Source organism: Streptomyces carpinensis, from assembly GCF_002154505.1.
Lineage (GTDB): Bacteria > Actinomycetota > Actinomycetes > Streptomycetales > Streptomycetaceae > Streptomyces > Streptomyces carpinensis.
Map to the genome: position 1 here is coordinate 1 of NZ_MUBM01000266.1, position 18,912 is coordinate 18,912.

The 18,912-nt window shown below is 69.6% G+C and carries 20 protein-coding genes and 3 pseudogenes; 17 read left to right on the top strand and 6 right to left on the bottom strand.

The features are described 5' to 3' along the window. Positions 1–354, top strand: a 354-nt coding sequence (locus BZY54_RS31610; RefSeq protein ID WP_143668161.1) for a GNAT family N-acetyltransferase, incomplete at its 5' end; no start/stop codon positions are given. Between the two features lie 117 nt (positions 355–471). Here the strand turns inward: BZY54_RS31610 and BZY54_RS31615 are convergent. The 3 genes from BZY54_RS31615 to BZY54_RS31620 form a co-directional block, all read right to left on the bottom strand. After that, the gene (locus BZY54_RS31615) at positions 472–1,758 is read right to left on the bottom strand and encodes a tetratricopeptide repeat protein (protein ID WP_086728743.1); all 1,287 of its coding nucleotides are present in this window, start codon (positions 1,756–1,758) and stop codon (positions 472–474) included. Further along, on the bottom strand, positions 1,758–1,985 hold the full coding sequence (locus tag BZY54_RS51105) for a hypothetical protein (RefSeq protein WP_158103944.1): 228 nt from the start codon (positions 1,983–1,985) through the stop codon (positions 1,758–1,760). Before BZY54_RS51105 ends, BZY54_RS31615 begins: the two co-directional genes overlap by 1 nt. Before the next feature lie 294 nt (positions 1,986–2,279). Then, complete coding sequence (locus BZY54_RS31620) at positions 2,280–2,753, bottom strand: hypothetical protein (RefSeq protein ID WP_086728744.1); 474 nt, start codon at positions 2,751–2,753, stop codon at positions 2,280–2,282. Positions 2,754–3,190: 437 nt separating this feature from the next. Between BZY54_RS31620 and BZY54_RS31625 the strand changes: the two genes are divergently transcribed. After that, positions 3,191–3,775 carry a DinB family protein gene (locus tag BZY54_RS31625; protein WP_086728745.1) on the top strand — a complete coding sequence of 195 codons (585 nt, stop codon included), beginning with the start codon at positions 3,191–3,193 and terminating at the stop codon, positions 3,773–3,775. Between the two features lie 36 nt (positions 3,776–3,811). Then, a complete protein-coding gene (locus tag BZY54_RS55640; RefSeq protein WP_425276337.1) occupies positions 3,812–4,273 on the top strand; it encodes a transposase in 462 nt (153 codons plus the stop codon). Here BZY54_RS55640 and BZY54_RS51110 read toward each other — a convergent pair. After that, positions 4,257–4,766: pseudogene (locus BZY54_RS51110) on the bottom strand (transposase); the annotation flags it as partial. The gene BZY54_RS55640 and the pseudogene BZY54_RS51110 sit on opposite strands and share 17 nt — an antisense overlap. 43 nt (positions 4,767–4,809) lie before the next feature. On the opposite strand from BZY54_RS51110, the pseudogene BZY54_RS31640 reads away from it, so the two are divergent. The 4 genes and pseudogenes from BZY54_RS31640 (at position 4,810) to BZY54_RS31650 (ending at position 6,808) form a co-directional block, all read left to right on the top strand. Further along, positions 4,810–5,593, top strand: a pseudogene (locus BZY54_RS31640) (SDR family oxidoreductase). Between the two features lie 44 nt (positions 5,594–5,637). Continuing rightward, on the top strand, positions 5,638–6,309 hold the full coding sequence (locus BZY54_RS31645) for an SDR family NAD(P)-dependent oxidoreductase (RefSeq protein ID WP_244217444.1): 672 nt from the start codon (positions 5,638–5,640) through the stop codon (positions 6,307–6,309). Then, positions 6,309–6,548, top strand: coding sequence for a hypothetical protein (locus BZY54_RS53790; RefSeq protein WP_167414106.1), 240 nt, complete (start codon positions 6,309–6,311; stop codon positions 6,546–6,548). The genes BZY54_RS31645 and BZY54_RS53790 overlap by 1 nt, the downstream gene beginning before the upstream one ends. Before the next feature lie 29 nt (positions 6,549–6,577). Next, complete coding sequence (locus BZY54_RS31650) at positions 6,578–6,808, top strand: tautomerase family protein (protein ID WP_086728747.1); 231 nt, start codon at positions 6,578–6,580, stop codon at positions 6,806–6,808. Between the two features lie 201 nt (positions 6,809–7,009). On the opposite strand, the gene BZY54_RS51115 is transcribed toward BZY54_RS31650, so the two are convergent. Further along, positions 7,010–7,174, bottom strand: coding sequence for a hypothetical protein (locus BZY54_RS51115; RefSeq protein ID WP_158103946.1), 165 nt, complete (start codon positions 7,172–7,174; stop codon positions 7,010–7,012). Between the two features lie 305 nt (positions 7,175–7,479). Between BZY54_RS51115 and BZY54_RS55645 the strand changes: the two are divergent. Further along, positions 7,480–7,922 (top strand): annotated as a pseudogene (locus tag BZY54_RS55645) (hypothetical protein); the annotation flags it as partial. On the opposite strand, the gene BZY54_RS31660 reads toward BZY54_RS55645, so the two are convergent. Next, positions 7,834–8,679, bottom strand: a complete 846-nt coding sequence (locus BZY54_RS31660; RefSeq protein WP_086728748.1) for an alpha/beta fold hydrolase — start codon at positions 8,677–8,679, stop codon at positions 7,834–7,836. The pseudogene BZY54_RS55645 and the gene BZY54_RS31660 overlap by 89 nt on opposite strands. A 215-nt stretch (positions 8,680–8,894) precedes the next feature. Here BZY54_RS31660 and BZY54_RS31665 point away from each other — a divergent pair, with 215 nt between their 5' ends. The 9 genes from BZY54_RS31665 to BZY54_RS31705 all read left to right on the top strand — a co-directional run bounded on the left by BZY54_RS31665 (position 8,895) and on the right by BZY54_RS31705 (position 18,905). Next, on the top strand, positions 8,895–9,806 hold the full coding sequence (locus BZY54_RS31665) for a VOC family protein (protein ID WP_086728749.1): 912 nt from the start codon (positions 8,895–8,897) through the stop codon (positions 9,804–9,806). Next, positions 9,803–10,645 (top strand): fumarylacetoacetate hydrolase family protein, encoded by an 843-nt coding sequence (locus tag BZY54_RS31670; protein WP_086728750.1) that lies wholly within the window; start codon positions 9,803–9,805, stop codon positions 10,643–10,645. The genes BZY54_RS31665 and BZY54_RS31670 overlap by 4 nt, the downstream gene beginning before the upstream one ends. Before the next feature lie 56 nt (positions 10,646–10,701). Then, a complete protein-coding gene (locus BZY54_RS31675) occupies positions 10,702–11,883 on the top strand; it encodes a sugar ABC transporter substrate-binding protein (protein WP_086728751.1) in 1,182 nt (393 codons plus the stop codon). A 3-nt stretch (positions 11,884–11,886) separates the two neighbouring features. After that, complete coding sequence (locus BZY54_RS31680; RefSeq protein ID WP_086728752.1) at positions 11,887–13,476, top strand: sugar ABC transporter ATP-binding protein; 1,590 nt, start codon at positions 11,887–11,889, stop codon at positions 13,474–13,476. A gap of 3 nt (positions 13,477–13,479) precedes the next feature. Further along, positions 13,480–14,526, top strand: coding sequence for an ABC transporter permease (locus BZY54_RS31685; RefSeq protein ID WP_086728753.1), 1,047 nt, complete (start codon positions 13,480–13,482; stop codon positions 14,524–14,526). Between the two features lie 33 nt (positions 14,527–14,559). Continuing rightward, a complete protein-coding gene (locus BZY54_RS31690; protein ID WP_086728754.1) occupies positions 14,560–15,732 on the top strand; it encodes an acyl-CoA dehydrogenase family protein in 1,173 nt (390 codons plus the stop codon). Between the two features lie 120 nt (positions 15,733–15,852). Continuing rightward, positions 15,853–16,704, top strand: a complete 852-nt coding sequence (locus BZY54_RS31695) for an alpha/beta fold hydrolase (protein WP_086728755.1) — start codon at positions 15,853–15,855, stop codon at positions 16,702–16,704. Between the two features lie 59 nt (positions 16,705–16,763). Next, on the top strand, positions 16,764–17,936 hold the full coding sequence (locus BZY54_RS31700) for an acyl-CoA dehydrogenase family protein (RefSeq protein WP_086728756.1): 1,173 nt from the start codon (positions 16,764–16,766) through the stop codon (positions 17,934–17,936). A 33-nt stretch (positions 17,937–17,969) separates the two neighbouring features. Continuing rightward, complete coding sequence (locus tag BZY54_RS31705) at positions 17,970–18,905, top strand: VOC family protein (protein ID WP_086728757.1); 936 nt, start codon at positions 17,970–17,972, stop codon at positions 18,903–18,905. The last annotated feature ends 7 nt before the right edge of the window (positions 18,906–18,912 follow it).

Here is an 18,912-nt window from a genome sequence, read left to right on the forward strand (position 1 = left end):
TCGATCCGCACCAACAAGGTGAGGTCGACCGGGTTGCTGGCGGTCGAACGGAAGGCGTCTCGTGACGTCATCGGCTATTGCGGGCTGGTCGACAGCGGGCGAGGAGCGGTAGGGGAACCGGAACTGGCATTCGAGCTGCTACGCCGAACCTGGCGTCAGGGATACGCGACCGAGGCCTCGTTGGCGGTTCTGGAATGGGCACGATCGTCTGGCTACGAACATCTGTGGGCCACCGTCTGGGACTGGAACACCGCTTCTCGCAGAGTGCTGGCCAAGGTCGGGTTCACCGAGACCGATCGGAAGGAAGTGGACGCGGTACACGGGACCACCTTGTTCACCACGATACGGCTCTGACACACCCGACGTTTGACCTTGCGGACGGATCCGTGCAGTACCGCCGCTCACACCCCACATCGATCGGTCGGCTGCCCAGCAGTCCCGTTTCCCGCCTTTCCCTGCCAGTGGGCCAGCTCATGGCGGGTGTTCAGGGTGATCGAGGCCCAGCACCCGCACCATGTCCGTCACCAGTTCGCCGAGCGCGGCCGCGGCACCATCCGCATCCCCCGCCCTGCCCCGCCAGTGAGCCACCGTTAAGCGGGTGTTCAGGGTGTTGGGGTGATCGGGGCCTTGGACTCGTGTCCTGTCCCGCAGCAGTTCGCCGAACGCGGCCGCGGCACCCGCCGCATCCCCCGCCTCCCCCCTCCAGTGGGCCAGCTCATGGCGGGACATCAGGGTGTCGGGGTGGTTGGCGCCGAGGCGGCTGCGGGTGGTGGTGGCCAGGTGGGGGTAGTGGTCCATGGCGGCGGTGACCTGGCCGGATTCACCGAGACTGCGGCCGGTACGGTACAGCACCTCATGGACGTCTGGTCGATACAGGGCTTCTTCGGCGAGGCGGGTGAGGGCTTCGGTGTTGGCGCGAAGGGCTTGGGCGAGGGCGGTGTCGCGTTCGATGCGGGGCCAGGCGGCTAAGAGGGCGTCGGCGGCGGTGCGGGCGTACTGGCTTTTTTGATCACGGGTGAGGGTGTCCCGGGTGGTGCGCTGGATGAGCTGGTGGATGCGGACGGTTTGGTGACTGGTCTCCGGCCTGTGGTCGATGAGGCTGAGGCGGTCCAGGGCGCGCAGGGCGCGCACCGCGTCGAGGTGGGAGACGGGGACCGGTTCCGCGGTGCTGCCGGGCCTGGTGCCCAGGCTGGAGTCGGTGCGGTGGGTGCTGAGGTGGGCGCGGGCGGCTTCGCCGGTCAGGGCGTCCTGGGGGATGCCGTTGGCATCGAGGAGGGCTGCGAGGTGGAGCATGGGCCTGGCCAGGCCGGCGGGGCAGAGTGTGTCGGCGCGGGCGATGGACAGGGACCAGGCGGCGGCGAGGGTGGTGGCCTGTTCGTCGGGCAGGGCGTCGGGGACAAGGTCGGCGAGTGCGATGGCTTGTTCGTTCGCCAGCAGGCCGCGGCAGGTGGCAGCGCTGTCGCCCGAGTCGATGAGGTAGGCGGTGGCCTGTGCCAGGGCCAGGGCAAGGTGGCCGAGTTCGGCGGCCAGAGCGGTGAGCTGGTCCGGGGGCTCGCTCCGGCCGTGTGCAGCCAGGGACGTGGTGAGGTAGTCAAGAGCTTCGGCCTCAGAGAACAGACCGACCCTGACCAGGCGGCGGCCTTCCCCGGCCAGGGCGGCGTCCCGGCGGCGGGTGGTGACCAGGGTGCGGCCGTGCGGGCCGGCTGGCGGCCATAGGCCGTGCAGGTCCGCCGGGTCGGCGACGTCGTCCAGGACCATCAGCCACCGGCACGGCCGCTGCCCGGATTGGGGGTCAGCCAGGCCAGAAAGGTGCGGGCGGCCTGTTCGGAGTTGTCGGGGTCGGCACGGCACAGCTCCACGCCGGCCTGCGCGTATGCGGCCACGACGGACGAACGGCTGTCGGCGGTGATCCAGAGCAGGACGTCGAGGCCACCGGTGTCCCAGGCGGTGCGGGCATAGTCGGCGGCGAGCTGTGTCTTGCCCACTCCGCCCATTCCGGTCAGCACCTGCCACAGGACCCCGGTGCCACCCCTATCGATGACGGCGCGCAGCCGGTTCGCCTCAGCGCGCTGTTGGAAGCACTGCGCCCGGGACGGGATGACGCCGACCTGGTGAGGCCAGGTGGCGGGCTCCCGGGGGGCCGGTATGCCGGTGCTGATGAAGCCCGCCGGTGACCGCGCCGGCGGCGATGCTGCCGTCGGTCGCCGTGACGACCATGGCTCCACCCGCCGTGCCGGAAGGGCGAGGGATGCTGGGTGGGCTTGTGCTGGCCGGTCCGCTCAGCCCTGCGGCGGATCCGGCAGCAAAGGGCGGCCGATCTGCACCCCGCCGTTGATGACGCCGCCGGCGACCGAGCCCCCCTCCGCACGGACGTCCACCCTGTTCGCGGCCAGCCCGCCTTGCCCTGCACTCACCCCCGGCTGCGGGGCATGCTGCGCGAGCAGGGAAGCAAGCTCCTTGGCCGCTTGCTCCCGCTGGGCACCGTCCAAGTTCTCCAGCAGAGCCTCGATACGGGTCTGCCAGACACCCTCCTGGCGGTCGCGTACCCGCTCCACCTCGTCCGGGCCGGCGTCCCGCACACTGTCCGCGGTCTGCTCCAAACGCTCCAGCTCGGCCCGCTCCCGCTGCGCATCACCGCGGCCGAACCAGCCCGCGACCGCCTGGCGCAGTCCCGTCCAAGCGTCCGTGCCCGCCGCCTGCACCAGTGCCGTCCCCCCAGACGCCGCCAGCGCGATCAATTCCTGATCAAGCACTCCGAGACCCCCTTCACCCCGTGTGGCCATCGCGAGCGTATCGCCGGGCCAAGCCCCTACACAGCCGGACCGGAGGAATCGGGTGCGAGGATCCATGATCGTTCTCATCGGCATTATTTGTGCGGGAACTACTCACGCCCGGTGAGGCCCGTGAGTTCAGGGAAACCGAAGTCTGTTCAGCGGGAACTCGGGGGTCGGTCCGTGTGCATCAGCTGGGCGAATCCGTGGGTTCGGCGGGAACTGTGGGGTGGGCTGCGAGGCGGCGGGCTTCAGCGGTGACCTCGGCATCGACTTGGAGGTTGTCTCACGTGGCAAGCTTCGCGAGCTTCTTGTAGCAGGTCAGGGCGGCGGCCATGGCCAGGCCTCAGCTCTGCCAGTCGTCGCGGACCATTACGGGATCTTGAGACCACAAGCAGCCCATGGCAGGCTCATGCCGCATGATCGATGAATTCGCGAAAGACAACCTGCACGGGAGACTGCGGCGGGACCGCAACGCGCTGCTCTGGAAACTCGACGGCTTGTCCGAATACGACGCCCGCCGACCGCTGACAGCGACCGGGACCAACCTCCTCGGCCTGGTCAAACACGTGGCCAGCGTCGAGGCCAGGTACTTCGGCGAGGTCTTCGACCGCCCTTCCCCGGAACCGCTGCCCCGGTGGCAGGACTCCGACGGCAGCGATCTGTGGGCGACCGAGGACGAGACCCGCGATCAGATCATCGCGTTCTACCGGCGCACGTGGGAACACTCGGACGCGACGATCAACGAGCTTCCCCTCGACGCCCCCGGCCACGTGCCGTGGTGGCCGGAGCCTTATGCCGACACGAACCTGTTCGCCGTCATGGTCCATGTCCTCGGCGAGTCCATCCGGCATGCCGGGCACGCCGATATCCTGCGCGAGGGCCTCGACGGCCGGACCGGGCTGCGCGCCGAACACGAGAAGCAGATCGACGAGGAAGCCCTTGCAGCCTACTGCGCGAAGATCGAGCAGGCCGCCAGGTCGGCCGCACCAATCAAGGCGTAGCGGTTGTCTCACGTGACTTGATGTTCGTGCGGCATGATGCCGGTCGTGGGTGCTGATCTATCGAAGCGTCTGGTTCCTGATGAACTCTGGGAACTTGCCGCCCCGTTGCTGCCATCGTTCGCTGCTCGTCCGCAAGGTGGTGGGACCGCTCCGTGTGACGAGCGGGCCGTGTTCACGGCAGTGGTGTACGTGCTCACCAGCGGCTGTGCCTGGCGGCATCTGCCGCCGACATTCGGCACGTCGCCCGCCACCGCGCATCGCCGCTTCACGGTATGGACCGAGGCCGGCCTGTGGCGTCGGCTGCACCGGGCGGTGCTGGACGAACTCGGGTGCCGTCGCCGTGTCCGGCGCGAACATGCACGACAGCCTCGCCCTCAAGCCGCTCATCCGCGGCATACCCGCCGTCCGGTCCCGCCGGGGACCACGGCGGCGCCGACCCGTCAAACTCCGCGCGGACAAGACACCCCATGCAGCTATGGGGTCAAGCAGCTGTTGTGAGCGTTGGCAGTGTCGGCGGGGCGAAGGCAACCGCTTCGTCGAACTTCTGGCGGGTGGCTAGGCAGTGATGGAGCTGGCCGATCAGGCGGTTGAACAGGTTGCGGAGGGCCGCATGGTAACGGTCGCCGGCTTCTCGTCGGCGGTTGTAGTGAGAATGGGCCCCGAGTGAAGCGGTGAGTGCGGCGAACGCCCAGTGCCGGCCGGCCGCGGCCAGGCCGCTGTTCTTGATCCGGCGGTGACTGACGCGACGGCTCTTGCCGGATTCCCTCGTCACCGGGGCGCTTCCGGCGTAGGCCTTCAGGTCTCGGGCCGTCTCGAACCGGGTGCGGTCGTCACCGATCTCCGCGAGTATCCGAGCACCGGTGAGCACGGCAACTCCGGGGAAGCTCGTGATGATCTCCGCGTCGGGGTGCTGCAGAAAGAGTTCTTCGGTGTCGTGCGCCAGCTCGTCACATGCCCGGCAGGCCGTCTCGAGCTGGGCCAGCAGGGCGACGGCAAGGCCGCGGCCCGACCCGCATCCACCCCGGGAGTCAGTTATGCCTATCCCCGCTTCCCTCGTCGGAACCGCTGCCCCGGCCCAGCCCTCCGCCTCACCCCGTGTCGCGATCGTCACCGGCGGCTCGCGCGGCATCGGCCGCCAGACCGTCGGCCGGCTGGCCGCCGACGGGTTACGCCGTCGTGGTCGGCTACGCCGGCAACCACGACGAGGCCGAAGCCGCCGTGCAGGAGGCCGTCAACGGCGGCGTCCGGGCGATCGCAGTGCGCGCCGACGTCGCCGACGAACACGCAGTCGCGGCCCTGTTCGACGCGGCCGAAGCAGAGTTCGGCGGCGTCGACGTCGTCGTGCACGCGGCCGGGCGGATGCACCTGGCGCCGATCGCCGAGCTGGACCTGGCCGCGCTGGACGACCTGCACCGCACCAACATTCGCGCCACGTTCGTCGTCGTCCAGCAGGCCGCCCGTCGTGTGCGCCCCGGCGGCGCGATCGTGACGTTCTCCACGTCGGTGGTGGGGCTGGCCTTCCCGGGCTACGGCGCGTACACCGCCAGCAAGGGCGCGGTCGAGGCACTGACGCTGATCCTGGCCCGGGAGCTGCGGGGCCGGGACGTCACCGCCAACACCGTTGCACCCGGCCCCACGGCCACCGACCTGTTCCTGGACGGCAAGGACGAGGAGACCATTGCCCACCTGGCCGCCCAGCCCCCGCTGGAGTGCCTCGGTACCCCGGCCGACATCGCCGAGGTCGTAGCGTTCCTGGCCTCCCCGGCCGGCCATTGGATCAACGGACAGGTCGTCCGCGCCAACGGCGGAATCATCTGAACCGCCCGCAGCCACCCCATCGATCAACGAAAGGCCGCCCTGTCATGAGGAACGACGAAACAGGGAAGGTCATCCTCGTCACCGGGGCGTCCAGCGGCATCGGGGCGCTGTCCGTACGTGCTCTGGCCCTCGCTGGTCACCTCGTGTACGCAGGCATCCGCCAGATCGCGACACGCAACGCGACCGCGGTGGCCGACCTGACGCGCTACGGCACCGACCACCAGGTCGACGTGCACGCCGTCGAACTGGACGTCAGCTGCCAGCACTCCGCCGACGCCGCAGTCGACCAGATCTTCGCCGAGCGCGGTCAGCTGGACGTGGTCGTGCACAACGCCGGGCACATGGTCCTGGACGCCGCCGAGGCGTTCACCGCTGAGCAGTTGGCGGACCTGCACGACGTAAACGTCCTGGGTACCCAGCGCGTCAACCATGCCGCCCTGCCGAAGTTGCGTGAGCAGGGCTCGGGGCTGCCGGTGTGGATCGGCAGCTCCGGCACCCGCGGCGGCTGCCCCCCGTTCCTGGCCTCGTGCTTCGCCGCCAAGGCCGCGATGGACGCCCTGGCTGGCAGCTGCGCCGCCGAGGCGTTCCCGTTCGGCATCGACACCGCGATCGTGGTGCCCGGTGCGTTCACCACCGGCACCAACCACTTCGCCAAAGCAGGCGCCCCGCCGACGTCGACTGTGCGGAAGCATACGACCAGCGTCACCGACCCCTGATGGGCGATCTGGGCAAGCGCCGGGCCGCGCTCATCCCTTCGTACGCCGATGTGACCGAGGTCGCTGAAGCCGTCGCGTGCCTGGTCGCGATGGCCCATGGCACTCGGCCTCTGCACATCCACACAGACCCCAGCCTAGACGGCAGCGAAGTCGTCTCCGCGGTCACCGACCGCCTCCGCGCCGACTTCTTTGGCCGCATCGGACCGGACAGCCTGCTCACCGCAGGCAGCTCCCTGTAACGCCACACCGAGAGAAGGAACAACCAGCCATGCCTTTCGCGAACTTCAAGGTCCCCGAGAAGACCCTCACCCCGAAGCAGAAGGAGGAGATCGTCACGCGCACCACCGAGCTGTACGTCGAGATCTACGGCGAGCGCGCCCGTAACAACACCATGGTGCTGGTCGAAGAGGTCGCCGACGGCGGCTGGGGTATCTCCGGCAACGTGCTGACCCTCGCCATGCTCGGTGAGGCGACACCGACCGGCACCAGCGACGCCTGACCGCACCCACCGGCCGTCATTCGGCCAGGACAGTACCGTGAAACCGAGGGCCGCCGATCGCACCCGGCGGCCCTCGGCCGGGTCCTGCTGTGCTACGCGAACTACTTCCGCGGCTGGTGTTTGAGCCAGGACACCGGGGGCTTCTCCAGGCGAGCGTCCGCCGCGCGGGTTTTCGTTCCGCTGTACCAAGTGCCCGCGGCGTCAGGAAGTGCTGCACGTCCGCGGCGGCCCCCCGATCGACCCGTTCGCCTGCGCGACCTGGTCGAGGAAACTTTGTACGCGCTTGCGGCTGAAGACGGCGAGCTGGACGGCGATGCTGTAGAAGGCCATGGTGCGGATGCGGTCGAGGGTCTCTGTGGAGCCCATGGTCTCCTGCACCTTCGCCTCGTCGCGGGCCAGCGCATGGTCGTGAGGGCACGGCGGATTCGTGCTCAGCCGGTGCGAAGCAGGCCACCGCGTCGGTGGGAGGCTGGGCACCGGTTCCCCGCAGCGGACGGCGAGTCGGGGAAGTGGTACGGCAACGAGACCATCCGCGTCACTGCGGCGGCAAGGTGAGCATCGAACTCCCCGTCCTGTTGGCGTATCCGGCGAACGCCCCGCACGGGCGGTACATGCTCACCGCGCGAGTGGCGTTCGTGCACCCGGGCGAGCAGCGATGTGACCGTAGTTGCGCCCTCGGGTATCCGATCCGGCGACGGACGGCACCGCCTCACTACGACCGCAATGATCGTGGTGGGCGTCGGACCGCCCACGCCCGACCGGATGCCCGAGGGCGTGAGGAAACCTGCCCCCGCATCCCCGGACCACGGGCACGATCCGTATCACCGGGCGTGGAGCGGAAGCAGGCGACCAGGACATCAAAACCGTTCGCGATGCCCGCAGCGATCAGGCATGGGCTCAAGACCCACCCCCGCTCACCGACCGGGACCGGTGTCGTCGCGGCACACCTCGCCCGCATCGGTCGCTGACCGCCCACACCCTGACAAGCCGAGGTCCGCGCCTCCGCGGGCCCCGGTCGAGGTCACTCAGATTCGGCCGTGCAGCAGGTCCTCGAGGAGGTGGACGAAGACGTCGTGCGCCTCGATCTGGGTCCAGTGACCGGACTTGGGGATGATGTGGAGGGTCGCGTTCGGCAGTGTCTTGGCGAGATAGGTGCTCGACTCGACGGGGACGATGATGTCGTCGCGGCCGTGGACGCACAGGGTCTTGTGCGGCAGTGAGGTGAGCTCCTGGACCGTGAAGGCCGGCGGCTGCGTGCCTGGCGCGAACATCGCGGCGTGCGAGCGCTTCACGTCGGCCCGCTCGATGTAGGGCATGCGCTCGGCGACGACGCGGTCGACGACCCCGGAGAGCGTACTCATGTCGAAGACGAAGGACGCCAGGAGCTTCTGGAGCTGCCCGGGTGTCGGGTCGGCGTAGAAGGTGCGCAGGTGCTCCAACCCGGGCGTGATGGGCAGGTTCGGCGCGCCACCGGATCCCATGAGGAGCATCGTGCCCACGCGTTCCGGCCGGCTCAGGGCCATGCGGAGTGCGATCATCCCGCCCATCGAGTTCCCGATGAGGTGCGCCTTCTCCACGCCGAGCTCGTCGAGCAGGTCCCACAGGGTGCCGGCCTGGATGAGGTTGAGCGGGCCCATGCCGGTGGGCGGGTCCTCGAGATGGGTCGAGTCGCCGAAGCCGATCATGTCCGGCGCGAGGCAGTGGTAGCGCTCGCCGAGCTCTTCGATGACGGCCTTCCAGTTGGACGTTCCCGTCGCTCCCGGTCCCGAGCCGTGGAGGAAGAGAAGGGCCTCCCTCGCCCCGGTCCCCGTCCGGTGGAGCCGGTAGATGACGTCTCCGACGGAAACGTCAGTGCTGGTCACGGTGGTCATGGGCGACCCCTTCGTACTCGCTAGGACTGCGGTTCAGTCTGAATCGGGCACTACAATTTAGGTCCGCGCCAGCACAGCCACAAGGCCTGACCGACCGCGAAAATTCATTGATTCTCCGCCCTTGCGTCGGCGTCACGGGTCCTGCATCCTCTGGTGCAACCACTACAGGGACGCCGATGACACGTCCGTCGTGGTCCAGAATCAAGGGAGATTCGATGATCAGGGAACTCGCGTACCTCCGAGTCGCCTCTCCGCGCCACGAGGACTGGGTCGCCTACGCCACCGAGGTCCTCGGCTGCCAGCTCGCTCCCCGGGGAACCGACGGCTCGGTCCGCCTCCGCGTCGACGACGCGGCCCACCGGATCACGATCGCGCCAGGAGAAGAGGACGCCTTCGAGGGCGCCGGGTGGGGCTTCGCCAACGAGACCGAGCTCGCGGCATACGTCGAGCGCCTCAGGGGCGCAGGGCTGACGGTCACCGAGGGCACCCCGGAGGAGTGCGCCGACCGCGCCGTCGCCGGTATGTGGTGGGTGACCGACCCATGGGGGAACCGCCATGAGTTCGTCTGGGGCCAGCATCGCCACCCCGGCACGTTCTGGCCGGGCCGGCGGATCAGCGGCTTCGTGAGCGACGACTTCGGCCTCGGCCACATCGTCCTCATCGCGCCGAGCATGGCCGAGGCCGACGCGTTCTACGGCGACCTGCTCGGCTTCACCCTCTCGGACCGGGTGAACGAGGAGTTCATGAAGGTCCGCTTCTACCACTGCAACGGGCGGCACCACTCCCTCGGGGTGGCCGAGGTGCCCGGCACGGTCGGGTTCAACCACCTCATGCTCGAGGTGCGCGACCTCGACGACGTCGGTACCGGCTACGACCTCGCCCGCGAGAAGGGACATCCCATCGTCAGGGCGCTCGGCCGCCACACGAACGACCTCATGACGAGCTTCTACATGTCGACACCGTCCTCGTTCCAGATCGAGTACGGCTGCGGCGGTCTCGTAGTCGACGACCGCACATGGGTGGCCTCGACGAACGACCGCCCCTCCCTGTGGGGCCACGAACTGACCGACTGGGGGCGGCACAACCCGCCGGGCATCCTGAACAAGTTCGAGGCAGCGGCCCGATGAGGCTCGCCAGCCGCGGGGGGCGCGCGTTCGTCCACCGGGACGAGTCGACCGGCTGGGACCTGGAGTCCGCGAGCGGCCGCCGGTTCCCGGCCGACCCGATGGCGATGTACGCCCACGTCGCCGAGATCCGGGAGTGGCTCGCCACCTGCTCCGCAACCGCGGCCGAGACCATACGCCCGGAGGAGCTCGACCCACCGGTGCCGAAGCCGGGCACGATCGTCGCGATCGGCCTGAACTACGCCGAGCACGCGGCCGAGGCCCGCTTCGACGCTCCGACCGAACTGCCGCCGGTCTTCGCCAAGTTCCCCTCGTCGATCACCGGGGCGTACGGCGAGATAGCCCTGCCCGAAGGCGGCACGACCGACTGGGAGGTCGAGGCCGTCGCGGTCGTCGGAACCCCCATGCACGACGTCGCGCCGGAGGACGTGTTCGACCACCTCGCGGGTCTGACCATCGGGCAGGACATCTCCGACCGGTCCCGTCAGTTCTCCGGGCCCGCACCACAGTTCGGCCTCGCGAAGTCCTACCCCGGTTTCTCGCCGATCGGGCCGTGGGTCGTCACCCTCGACGAGCTCGACGACCCGAACGACCTGCGGCTCGGCTGCTCGGTCGACGGCGAGCTCGTCCAGGAGGGCACGACGGCCAAGCTCCTCTTCTCGATCCCGCGCTCGCTCTCCGAGCTGTCGAAGGTCCTCACCCTCCAGCCGGGCGACCTCGTCTTCACGGGGACGCCGGACGGCGTCGGGATGGGGATGAACCCGCCCCGCTACCTCACCTCGGGCCAGGTCCTCGAGACATGGATCGAGGGCATCGGGCGGATGCGGCACGTCTTCCGCTGAACCCGCGCCGCCTGAGTCCGTCGGACCAGGCCCGCACCGGCAAAGGAGCCGAACCCATGACCCGTCCCCTGTCCACCCGGCGGTTCACCGCCCTCGCCACGGCCTCCGTCACCGCTCTCCTCCTCACCGCCTGCGGCGCGGGCGAGAAGGCCTCGACGGACACGGACACCTCCGGCGGCACCTCCGCCACGGCCGGCAGCGCCGGTACCGGCGAGGCGAAGAAGAACGTCGCCGCCTGGGCCGGCACCCCGCAGTGGCCGGACGTCCAGAAGCTGAGCAAGAAGGTCGACCTCAAGGGCAAGAGGTTCACCTACGTCGCCCTCGGTGACCAGGTGCCGGTCATCCACGGCGTCGGTGTCGGTGTCGAGCAGGCGCTGTCCGCCGCGGGCGCCAAGGTCAACATCTGCGACGGCAAGTTCAACCCGACCTCGATCGCGTCCTGTCTCAAGACCGCGGGCGACGAGAAAGTCGACGGCGTCATCACCTCGTTCATCGACTACCAGATGGCCGGAGCCGCCTTCGACCAACTCGCACACAAGGGCGTCAAGGTCGTCGTCGGCGGCGTCGCCCCGTCAGGCGGCCGGACGAGCGACGCCACCCTCGCGTTCTACGACAACACGCCGCGCGTCTTCGCCCTCCATGAGGCGATGGCACAGAGCGTCCTCGCCCAACTCGGCGGCTCGGCGAAGGTCGTCTGGGCCAAGCTCATGGACTCGACGACGACCCGGACCGCGAGCGCGAAGGGCATCGCGAAGTTCAAGGCCCTCTGTCCTCACTGCCACATCGAGAGCGTCCAGTTCACGACGGTCGACCTCGACAAGCTCGGCTTGGCGATCAGTGCCGCGCTGCTCGCGAACCCGGACACCAACGCGATCGTCGTCCCGGTCGACACGATGGTCCCGTCGGCGCTGCAGGGCATCCAGAGCGCGGGCAAGGCGGGGAAGATCAAGGTCTTCTCCTCCAGCTCAGACCTCGCCGGCCTGCAGCGGGTCAAGGGCGGCCGGCAGGCCTCCGACCTCGGCACCCCGGTCCTCTACGAGGGATGGCGCTTCGCCCACGCGATGATGCAACTCCTCGCCGGTGACGAGGTGTCCAAGGGCGACCAACTCGTGACCCGCGACTTCACCAAGGACAACGTCGGCGGGCTGACCCTGACGCCGCGGGAGTACCTCACCGACGACTGGTTCGGCGGCAGCGGGTACCGCGACAAGTTCCTCACCGCCTGGGGACTGAAGTAACCGATGGGGACACAACTCCGGCTCGAGGCACGCGGACTGTCGAAGACCTACGGCGGCTTGCGCGCTCTCCAGGACGCCGACCTGGAGATCGCACCCGGTGAGATCCACGCCCTCGTGGGCCAGAACGGGTGCGGCAAGTCCACCCTCGTCAAGATCCTCACCGGCTACCACGCACCGGATCCGGGCGGCTCGATCACCGTCGACGGGACCGGGCTGAGTCTGCCCGTACGGTGGAGCGAGGCGGCCGCGGCCGGGATGTCCGTCGTCCACCAGGACCTCGGGCTCCTCGATCACCTCAGCGTCGCCGAGAACATCGGCGTCGGCGGCTACGAGCACTCGACAACGACACGGAAGATCGACTGGCGCGCCCAGAACGCCGTCGCGCGTACGGTACTCGACCGCCTCCGGGTGCCGATCGACCCCACCGCGGCGGTCGCGTCCCTCTCCCCTACCCGCCGGGCGGAGGTCGCCATCGCCCGGGCACTGCGCGACCTGGAGCCAGGGCGCGGCCTCGTCGTCCTGGACGAGGCGACCCGTGCTCTCCCGCGCGAGGAGCTCGACCGGTTCCACGGGCTGCTCCGGCGGGTCGTCGCCGAGGGAACGTCGATCCTCATGGTCAGCCACAACCTGGAGGAGGTGCTCCGGTTCGCCGACCGGGTCACCGTCCTCAGGGACGGCAAGGTCGCGGCGGGGGCACTCGCGACGAAGGGCCTCACCGAACACGACCTGGCCAAGCACATGCTCGGTCGCACCGTCGACTCCGTGGCGCGCGAGGAACGCGACTTCACCGGCGCCCCGGTCGCCGCGACGGTCTCGGGGCTCACCGCCCGGGGTCTCAACGAGTTCGCACTGGAGATCCGGCGCGGGGAGGTCGTCGGCCTGACCGGGCTTCCCGGTACAGGGTTCGAGTCGGTTCCCCGACTGGTGGCCGGCGTCGAGCGGGCGAGGGCGGGCACCCTGACGACCGGCCGGCGGACGGTCGACCTGAGCCGGTCCGACGTGAGCGAGTGCCTCCGGGCCGGCGTCGCGCTCGTCCCCGAGAAACGCGTCGGCGAGGGACTCGCCCTCGAGTTGAGCATCCGTGACAACATCGCCATCCCCAGCGTCCGGCACCGCGGCAGGCCCTGGTTCGTCGGCCGCCGCTGGCAGGACTCCACGGCGGCCGAGGCGATCGCCCGGCTCGGCATCCGCACCCGCTCGTCGCGGACCCTGACCCGCGAGCTCTCCGGGGGCAACCAGCAGAAGGTCCTCCTCGCGAAGTGGCTCTCGATCGCACCGGACGTCATCGTCCTGCACGAGCCGACCCAGGCCGTCGACGTCGGCGCCCGGGCCGACATCCTCCGCTCGATCCGCGAGGCCGCATCCCGTGGTCTCGGTGTCCTCCTCGTGAGCATCGAGGCGACCGACCTCGTCGACGCCTGCGACCGGATTCTCGTCGTCGGCAGGCACGGGCAGGTGCAGACCCTGCACACCCGTGAGCCGGACGACGTGCTCGAGGCCGTCTACGACGAGCCCGCGCCCACCGGGCCGGCAACGGCCGGCCTCACCACCGATGTACGAGACGACCGGTCCGCTGGGACCGGAGGGAGGTGACCCATGTCCGATGTCACGAGACGTTCCGACTCCGTCCTCGCGGCGGGGGCCGGTCAGGAGGCGAACGCCGACCGGTCGGCCGCGACGACGGGCCGCCGTCGGATGCCCTGGCTCGGGACGGTGGCGAGCAGGTACGCCCTCGTCGTCGTCTGGGCGCTCATGGCGCTCGTCTACTACACCCTCATGCCGCACCGGTTCGGCTCCACGGCGACGCTCTCCTCGATCTTCGGCTCCCAACAGGTCCTCGTCTTCCTCGCGATGTCGGCGATGATCACCCTCGTCGTCGGGGAGTTCGATCTCTCGATCGCCTCGGTCATGGGCATCGCCGCGACCCTGATACCGGTCCTCGTGACCAGTCATGGCTGGAACGTCTGGGGCGCGTGCCTCTTCGCACTGCTCGTCTGCCTCCTCGCCGGAGCGGTCAACGCGTTCTTCGTCGTGATCATCGGGGTGCCCAGCTTCGTCGTCACCCTCGGCATGGGCACGCTGCTGATGGGACTCGCCCAGGCCGTCTCCGGGTCGACGATCGTCTCGGTCGCGAGCCCGTCGCTGAGCGGCTTCGCCCTCCACGAGGTACTCGGCATGCCGATCTCCTTCTACTACGGCATCCTCCTGGCGGGCTTCCTCGCGTACGTTCTCGGCTGGACGCCACTCGGTCGCGGCATGGTCTTCGTGGGCGCGAGTCCCGAGGTCGCCCGTCTCGCGGGCATCCCGGTACGCCGGATCAGGATCGGCGCCTACCTCACCGGCGCCCTCGTCGCCGGCCTCGCCGGGGTCATGCTCGTCGCGACCGTCGGCGGCTTCGACTCCTCGTCGTCGGCAACGTACCTGCTGCCGGCTCTCGCCGCGGTCTTCCTGGGCACGGCCGTCGTCCAGCCGGGCATGTTCAACCCGATCGGCACGATGATCGCCATCTACTTCCTCACGACCGGCATCTTCGGCCTCCAGCTCCTCGGCTTCTCCGGCTGGATCCAGAACATCTTCTACGGCTCCGGTCTCGTCGTCGCGGTCACCCTCGCCAAGGTCGTCCGCGACCGGACGACCGAATAGCCCTCCCCATCCACCCCGAAAGGACCACCGACCATGCACCCGGCAACGGCGTACATCCTCGAGCACGCCGACGCGCTGCGCGCCGAGGCCGAACCCAGCGACGAACTCGGACGGATCACCGACCGCACCGCGCAGATCCTCCGGGAGTCGGGCGGGATCCGCCTCCTCCAGGCCAAGGACCTGGGCGGCTTCGAGGCACACCCGAACGACTTCCTCGACTGGGTCCTCGCCGTCGGCGAGCAGCATCCGTCGGCCGGCTGGGTCGCCGGCGTCGTCGGCATCCATCCTTGGGAGATCTCGATCGCCTCCCCGCGGCTCCAGAAGGAGATCTACGGGCAGGACCCGGACGTCTGGGTCGCCTCGCCGTACGCCCCTTTCGGGCGGGCGGTGCCGGTCGAGGGCGGCTACCGGTTCAGCGGGAGCTGGCCCTTCAGCACCGGCACGGACCACTGCGAGTGGGTCATCCTCGGCGGCCTGCTCGCCGACGAGTCGGGCAGGCCGACGACACCGCCGACGATGCGCCACTTCATCCTGCCGCGGTCGCAGTACGAGATCGTCCCCGACTCGTGGAACGTCATGGGCCTGTCCGGCACCGGCTCCAAGGACGTCTGGATGACCGACGCGTTCGTCCCCGACCACCGCGTCCTCGACGGCGTCGAGGTCCGGGACAACACCTACAGCGACCGATGGCGGCCGGGGGCGCCCCTGTACACCATGCGATTCGGGGTCATGTTCCCCTTCGCGATCAGCGCGGGCACCTTCTCCATCGCCCGCGGGGCCGTCGCGGTCGCCGACCGGCACATCCAGGGCCGCGTCTCCTCCCAGGGCAGCGTCTCGAAGACGGACCCCTTCGTCCTCGACGCGCTCGCGAAGGCGCACGCCGACGTCGAGGCCGGGATCGCGCACGTCCGCGCGATCATCGCCGGGTTCTACGACACGGTCGGCTCCGGCGGCGACATCACGGTCAAGGACCGGCTCCGCTTCCGACGCGACCAGGTCCGGGCGACCGACCGCGCCATCGCCTCGGTCAACGAGCTCTACCGGCTCATGGGTTCCTCGTCGATCCAGAAGGCGTCGCCGCTGGAGCGCTACTGGCGGGACCTCCAGGTCGCGGCGACGCACGTGTGCAACAGCCGGGAGCCCTGCTATCTCGCCTGGGGCCTGGAGCACTTCGGCGGCGAGATCCCGCCCACCGCGCAGTACTGAGCAGCACCGACCCGCCAGAGGCGAAGGCCGGCCCGGTCCTCCACGGCGGCGGCGTTCTCCGACCTGAGCAACGAAACCTGATCAGCCGTCACCACACCTGCTACAAGGAGCACTTGAGCAATGGCACTGACGTACGACGACACCAGCCGGTCCGTGAAGACCGCAGACTGGAACATTCATTACAACGAGGCGGGCCCTCAGGACGCCCCCGCCGTCGTCCTCCTGCACGGTTCCGGACCGGGCGCGACGGGCTGGAGCAACTTCAAGACGAACCTCGAGCCGCTCTCCGCACACTTCCGTGTGATCGCGCCCGACATGCCCGGCTGGGGCGAGTCCGACCCGGTGACCAAGGAGCAGCGCGACCACGCGAAGGCCGCCGTCCAGCTCCTCGACACGCTCGGGATCGAGAAGGCCGCGTTCGTCGGCAACTCCATGGGCGGCATCACGACCCTCCGCCTCGCGACCGAGTACCCCGAGCGGGTCAGCCACGTCGTCACCATGGGGCCCGGCTCCGGCCCCCAGCCCAAGCTCCTCACGGCGGGCGGCGGGCTGTCCGAGGGCATGAAGGTCCTCGTCGCCGCCTACCGGGATCCGTCCGCTGAGTCGATGAAGCGGCTGACCGAGGTCATGACCTTCGACAACGCGCGCTTCGCGACCGACGAGCTCGCGGCAGAGCGTGCCGCGGGCGCCGCCGGGCACCCCGAGCACCTCTCGAACTACCTCGACGGCTTCGCCCGCGGCGGCGCGATCGCCCAGTGGTTCTCCCTCGACGCCCTGCAGTCGATGGACATCCCGACCCTGCTCATCCACGGCCGCGACGACCGGGTCGTCCACTTCGAGAACTCCCTGATCCTCCTCGCGCGGATCCGGAACTCGCGGCTGGTCCTGCTCAACCAGTGCGGCCACTGGGCGCAGGTCGAGCACGCCGACGAGTTCAACCGGCTCGTGACCGGGTTCGTCACGCACAACTGACCGTCCCGCAACCCCGCGCGGCGGCGACCCGACGCGCGCCCCAGGAAGGCCGTACGCACATGAGCGATGTCAAGAACAAGGTCGAGGCCGCGATCCCGGTCCTCAAGGAGGAGTCCGTCGCGAGCGACGACCTCGGCAGGCTGACCGACGAACTGGCCGCCACCCTCCGCGAGACCGGCATCATCCGGATGTACCAGCCGGTCGAGTTCGGCGGTGAGGAGTCCCACCCGGTCGAGTTCATGGAGGCCGTGATGGCCGTCGCCGCCGCCTCGCCCTCCGCGGGCTGGGTCAGCGGCGTCGTGGGGGTCCACCCGTGGGAGATCGCGATGATGGACCACCGCCTCCAGGAGGAGATCTGGGGCGAGGACCCGGACACATGGACCGCGTCGCCCTATGCGCCCTTCGGCCGGGCCAAGCCGGTCGACGGCGGCTTCCTCTTCTCCGGCCGCTGGCCCTACTCGACCGGTACCGACCACGCCGCGTGGGTCATCCTCGGCGGGATGGTCTTCGACGAGGCCGGCGCCCCCGGTACGCCGCCTGACATCCGCCACTTCGTCATCCCACGCCAGGACTACACGATCCTCGAGGACACGTGGAACACCCTGGGCCTGAAGGGAACCGGCTCCAAGGACGTCGAGATGCACGACGTCTTCGTCCCCGACTACCGCGTCGTCGAGGGGATGGCGATGCACGACGGGGCCTACGAGGATCGCCGGCCCGGCAAGACGCTCTACAGGCTGAAGTTCCCCGTCGTCTTCTCCGCAGCGATCAACAGCGCGACGATCGGCATCGCCCAGGGCGCGCTCGACGTCTACCGGGACTACATGGTCCAGCGTGTCTCCGCCGACGGCCGCATCGCGAGCAAGGACCCGATCCAGCTGAACACCTACGCCGAGGCCGCCGCCGACGTCGCCGCCTCCAGGGCCCACCTCCTGTGCGACATGCGGGAGCTCTTCGACTTCGTCGAGAAGGGCGGCCGGCTGAGCTGGTCCCAGCGACTCACCGCCCGCCGCAACGGAGTCCGTGCCGTCCGCCGCGCGACCGACGCCGTCGACCGCCTCTACAAGCTCTCCGGCGCCCAGGGCATCCACCTGCGCCTGCCGAACGAGCGGTACTGGCGCGACCTTCAGTCGGGCCTGAGCCACATCTGCAACCTCACCGATGCCGTGAGCCTCGCCTGGGCCACCGACGACCTCGGCGGGGAGCTCCCGCCGCCCCCGCCCTTCGCCTGACCCGGCCACCACGAAACCGCCAGGAGACCCAGCATGATCACCTCTCTCGCCTACCTCGGCGTCGGCTCCCCCAACAAGGACGAGTGGCCCCGGATGGCCACCGGCATGTGGGGCGCCATGGTCGCCGACCCGGGCCCCGACGGAGCCGTCCGCATCAAGATCGACGACGCGCCCTGGCGCATCCAGATACACCCGGCCGACCAGGACGAGACCCGCTACATCGGCTGGGGCGTCGACTGGGAGGAGGACCTCGACGCCGTCGACAAGGCCCTCGCCGACGCCGGCATCACCGCCCGGCACGGCGACGCCGACCTCGCGGCGGCCCGTGACGTGAACCGGATCCTCTTCTTCACCGACCCGTGGGGCTTCCGCCACGAGGTCACCTGGGGCCGCACGGCCCAGCGTTCGACGTTCCGCCCCGGCCGCGCGATCTCCGGGTTCGTCACCGGCCAGCAGGGCCTCGGACACGTCCTCCTGCTCATGCCGGACATCGAGGAGGGCCACCGCTTCTTCACTCGGCTCGGCTTCCGCCTCTCGGACAAGATCATCGTGCCCGGCCGGCTCAATGCCCGCTTCTACCACTGCAACGCACGCCACCACACGCTCGCGCTCGGGCAGTGCCCCCCGGGCGTCGCCGGCCTCAACCACCTGATGATCCAGGTCGGCTCGCTCGACGACGTCGGCACCGGCTACGAGATCGCCCAGCAGATGGGGATCCCGATCACGCTGACCCTCGGCCGGCACACGAACGACCAGCAGTTCAGCTTCTACCACTCGACGCCGAGCTCGTTCCACGTCGAGTACGGCTTCGGCGGCCTCGAGGTCGACGAGGAGACGTGGGTGCCGAAGGTCTACGACCGCACGGCGGTCTGGGGCCACGCGCAGCACCCGGACGGCCAGGGCCGCCCGCCGGGCATCATGCACCCGCTCGCCGAGCGACCCGCCCGGCCGGCCGACACGGAGGACTGATCCAAGC